The organism is Neoroseomonas rubea (assembly GCF_016106015.1).
Lineage (GTDB): Bacteria > Pseudomonadota > Alphaproteobacteria > Acetobacterales > Acetobacteraceae > Neoroseomonas > Neoroseomonas rubea.
Window position 1 is genome coordinate 1 of record NZ_JACADQ010000409.1, and the last position, 3397, is coordinate 3397.

The 3397-nt window shown below is 71.6% G+C and carries 3 protein-coding genes; 1 reads left to right on the forward strand and 2 read right to left on the reverse strand.

Annotation, left to right across the window (positions count from 1 at the left end; genetic code table 11):
* Nucleotides 1–21: 21 nt before the first annotated feature.
* A complete protein-coding gene (locus HW577_RS22790; RefSeq protein WP_198378404.1) occupies nucleotides 22–1920 on the reverse strand; it encodes a TRAP transporter permease in 1899 nt (632 codons plus the stop codon).
* Between the two features lie 16 nt (nucleotides 1921–1936).
* Entirely contained in the window at nucleotides 1937–2938 is a 1002-nt protein-coding gene (locus HW577_RS22795) for a TAXI family TRAP transporter solute-binding subunit (protein WP_198378405.1), read from the reverse strand.
* Nucleotides 2939–3112: 174 nt separating this feature from the next.
* On the opposite strand from HW577_RS22795, the gene HW577_RS22800 reads away from it, so the two are divergent.
* Nucleotides 3113–3397, forward strand: a 285-nt coding sequence (locus tag HW577_RS22800) for a CBS domain-containing protein (RefSeq protein ID WP_198378406.1), incomplete at its 3' end; no start/stop codon positions are given.

A 3397-nucleotide genomic window follows, 5' to 3' on the forward strand; every position in this document is an offset into this window, starting at 1 on the left:
GGCCGCGCGCCGGCCCCGGCGTCAGGCGGTGCGGCGGACCGGCATGCCGAAGCGCTGCCAGGCCGCGACCGCGGCGAGCGCACCCACGCCCAGCACCAGCCGCTGCCAGTCCGGCAGCACATGCGCAAAGGCCGCGGCCAGCCCCGCGATGCCCAGCGCGACGCGCAGCACGCGCCCCATCGGGCGCAGCAGGAAGCCGGCATAGGCGGAGGTGATGAGCGTCAGCGCCGCCACCTGGATCGCGGTCGCGGTGACGATCGCGACGATGCCGCCGCGCAGCATGATCCCCGGGTCGTAGATGAAGGCGAAGCCCACGGTGAAGCCGGCGATGCCGAAGCGCGTCGCGTGCACGCTGGTGATGGTGGGGCCCGCCTTGGCGATGGCGGCGGCGGCGAAGGCGGCCGCGGCCACGGGCGGCGTCGCATCCGCGATCACCGCGAAATAGAAGGTGAACATGTGCGCCTGGAGCATGTCCACGCCGAGCGGCCGGCCCAGTTCCAGGATCGCCGGCACGCCGATCGCCGCGGCGATGATGTAGGAGGGCGTGGTCGGGATGCCGAGGCCGAGCACCAGCACGGTGAGTGCCACCAGCACCAGCAGCAGGCCGAGATTGCCGTCCGCCAGTTCCTTGATGATGCCGCCGAAGGCCACGACCATCCCCGTCGCGGTCAGCGCCGAGACCACCACGCCCGCGCCCGCGATGGACACGGCGAGCGGCGCCATGGTCAGCCCCGCGGCCTCGAGGCTCGCCAGCACCGCGCGCCAGCCCATGCGCGTGCGCGCCCGCAGCAGGGAGACGCCGACCATGGCGAGCGTCGCGCAGAAGGCCGCGTAGTTGCCCGACCAGCGTTCCATCATCAGGTAGACCAGCACGCCGATCGGCAGCACCAGGTGCACGTCCGCCAGCACCTCCCGCCAGGCGGGGATGTCCGACAGCGGCATCGGCTCCATGCCCGCGCGCTTCGCTTCGAAATGCACGGCGGCGAGGATGGCGAAGTAGTACAGCACCGCGCCGATCGCCGCGGCGACGAGGATGTCGCCGTAGGGGATGTTGGTGATCTCGGCCATCACGAAGGCCGCCGCCCCCATCACCGGCGGCATCAGCGCGCCGCCGACGGAGGATGCGCTCTCGATCCCGCCCGCCACCGCCGGGCGGTAGCCGACCTTGACCATCAGCGGGATGGTCATGGCCCCGGTGGTGATGACGTTGGAGACCGAGGAGCCGCTCATCGTCCCGAACAGGCCGGAGGTGATGACTGCGACCTTGGCCGGCCCGCCGGTGTAGCGCCCGGCCACGGCGGCGCCGAGGTTGGAGAACAGCCGCCCCGTCCCGCTGCCCTGCATGAAGGCGCCGAACAGGATGAAGACCGCGATGGTGGTCGCGACGATGCCGGTCAGCGGCCCATAGACGCCGCCCGCCGTCGGCACGAGCCAGGCGGCCTCGACGATCTCTGGCGTGGTGAAGACGCGCGTGTTGAGCACGCCCGGCAAATGGTGGCCCACGAACATGTAGAGGATGCAGCCCGCCACCATCCAGGCAAGGCCGGGTTCGACCGCGCGGCGGATCGCCTCCAGCATCGTCACGAGGCAGGTGATGCCGAGCGCCATCATCAGCGGCGTGAACTCGTCCACATACTCCATGCGGTCCGCGACCGGGCCGGCGTTCACGAAGACCCAGAGATGCGGCGCGGCCGAGGCCGTCGCCCAGGCCCAGTCGAAAAGGCTCGGCCTGTGCGCCGGGGAACGCGTCGCGAAGGCGGGGTAGAGCAGGAAGAGCGGGGGCGTGAAGACGAGCAGGTGCAGCGAGCGCATCCCGATCGGCTCGGGAAAGCCGAAGCCGCCGAAATAGAGATGCACCGCCGCCCAGCCCGCGAGCCACAGCGTGACCGCGCCCCTGAGCCAGCCCGAAAGTTCCCGCACGCCCCCCGGCCCGTCGTCAGGCCGGCGGGTTCACGCCCGCCGCGCGGAACGCCGCCGCCGCGCCGGGGTGGAAGGCCACGCCGCGATAGGTCACGGCATGCTGCGGCGTCCAGCCCGCCATGCTGGCGTGGATGTTGGCGAGCCGCTGGCCGCGGTTCTTGATCAGCGTCGCGGTGATCTTCTGCACCACCTCGGCCGAGACGCTTTCATTGACCAGGATGACGCTGTCCATCGTCGTCACCGGCACGTCGGCCGATTGCAGCTGCGGATAGGTCGCGGCCGGGATCATGCCCTGGTCATACGCGTAGGTCTGGATCAGGTGCTGGCGCACATCGTCCGGGAAGGCCACCAGGCGCCCGCCGCGGCGGCCCTGCGCGACCTCCGTCATCATCGCCGCCGGCTTCGCGAGCGCCACGTAGACGTAGTCCACCTGCCCGTCATTGTAGGCGGAGGCGACGTCGGCGTAGGACGCGGTCAGGTAGCGCCCGCCCTCGCTGCGGATCTTGTCCGGGCTGGTGCCGAGGAAGCGCAGGATGCGCTGCAGCGTCATCTCGTCCGTGGCACTGCGCTGCGCCGTGCCGATGCGCAGGCCGCGCTGCGTCAGGATGGCGCGCATGTCCTCCGGCCCCGCCGCAGTGTGGCGCAGCATGTGGTGCTCCGTCGGCGAATAGCCGGTGCCCAGGCAGCGGATCCGTTCATGCTTGCGGTTGTATGGCTCCACGCCCTGCACCGCGGCGGCCGAGAAGGCGTCGATGCCCCAGCCGATCTGCGACTGGTTGTTGTCCACGCGCGTCGGGTTGGCGAGGCCGCCGCCGGGCACCACGCGCACCTGGATGTCGGGGTTCTCCTCCCGGATCAGGGCGGCGAGCCCCGCGGCCATGGTGTACCAGCCGCCGCCGAGCGAGCCCGCCACGAATTCCAGCGTGGTCTGCGCCGAGGCGGTGCGCACCGCCGGCGCGGCGAGCGCGATGCCAATGCCGCCGCGCGCGAGCGCCCGGCGTCCGATGAAGATCGACATGGCAGCCTCCTTGCCTTGATTGCCTGAGAAACGAGTATGGGCAGGGTTGTCACGCGCCGGCAACGCCGCCGACCGTCACGCCGAATTCGCATTGCAACATCGTGACCGAGGGGTCTAAAGGCCACCTCGGTTGAGGCAGGCAGGCACCATCCCGAACGGAGGGGCTCCCGCCACATGGTCGTTGCCGCCCTGCTGGATCGCCATGTCCAGCCCACCCCCTGGACCACGCCCGAGACTCCGTTGGCCGAGGCCGCGCGGCTGATGGCCGCGACCGGCTATGGCGCGATCCCCGTGCTATGCCGCGATGGGCGCCTGATCGGCATGGTGGCGGAGCGCGACGTGCTCCGACTCGCCGCCGAGCGCCGCGCCGGCCTGCGCGGCCTGGCCGTCGAGGCGGCGATGACGCGCGAGCCGCCCACCGTGCCCGCCGAGGCGCCGGTCGATGCCGCGCTACGCGCC

What these genes read in the sequence shown, in the direction of transcription:
- HW577_RS22795 (WP_198378405.1), bottom strand. Translation starts at nt 2,938, where the DNA reads ATGTCGATCTTCATCGGACGCCGGGCGCTCGCGCGCGGCGGCATTGGC.